Below are 1,070 nucleotides of genomic sequence, written 5' to 3' on the forward strand. Positions count from 1 at the left end.
GGTTGGCAAAGACCATCCCGATCAGGGGATCGGCATAGATCTCCCGGTCAGCGGGCAGGGTGTTCTCGATTTGCACCGGGCCGGGGAGAGATCGCTGAATGGCTGCGCTCACAAGCGCGGCAAGATTATGCCACTGAGGAGACTTGACCCCCACTTTCTGGTACTCGCTCGTGAACCGGACCGAACTTAACGTCTGTGTTGCGATCTCCGCTGCCGTGGCAACATGCTCCCATGCCTTTTTCGTATCACGGTCGCGCAGCGAGAGGGCCGAATCGAGGGACTCATGCTGGGAAGTGAGCTGGTTGATGACATCGTGCCGGGTGATGCTGGCCATCAGGTTGAGTTTGGTGTTGGCCTCGTCGAGCGCTTTCTGTACCTGCCGCCGCCCGGCATTCTCCTGCGCCAGCTGCCCGTTGGTTTGTTTCAGGTTCAAAACAGCATCCTTCAGCTGGTCGTTTGCTGCTGCCAGCCGGTCCTGCGTCTCCAGAAGTTCGGCATTCTTGCTGACCGCGACCTCATACGTGGAGAGGAGTATGTTGAAGATCCTGCGGCGTCCGGCGGATACCCGGTAGGTTGTGCCACCAACCGTGACCGGCAGCGGGGGGGAGGGCGGTTCCTCGTCTGTTTCCTGGACGGAGGAGAGGATCGTTCCGATCCGTGACCTGAGGTAGCCGGCCTCGAACGGTTTGATGACAAAATCATCGGCGCCGCATTCGAGGCCCCGGATAACGTCCGCGGGATCGAAGAGCTGGGTGACGAGGATGACCGGAACCGATGCAGTCTTCGTATCTGCTTTGACTCTCCGGCAGAACTCATAACCGTCCATCTCAGGCATTACGACATCGGTAAAGATGAGGGCGGGTGGATCGATTGCAACCTGTTCGAGGGCTTCGCTGCCATTCTCGGCAAGGGCGACACGGTATCCCTCGTTCTCGAGGATGTGCCGGAGATATTCCGCCTGTGTCCGGCTGTCTTCAACGACAAGGATCTTCCGAAGTGACCTTGGTGTGCCTTCTGTCATTTCCGGCGCTCCGGGTATGCCGGGCCTCTGCCCGGCAGGACCCTCTGGC

The 1,070-nt window shown here is 59.6% G+C and carries 1 protein-coding gene; it reads right to left on the reverse strand.

Annotation, left to right across the window (positions count from 1 at the left end):
* The coding region (locus CW742_RS14820) for a response regulator (protein ID WP_292421716.1) at nucleotides 1-1,021 on the reverse strand (1,021 nt) is incomplete at its 3' end.
* Between the last annotated feature and the right edge of the window lie 49 nt (nucleotides 1,022-1,070).

It is taken from the genome of Methanoregula sp. (genome assembly GCF_002835825.1).
Taxonomy (GTDB): domain Archaea; phylum Halobacteriota; class Methanomicrobia; order Methanomicrobiales; family Methanospirillaceae; genus Methanoregula.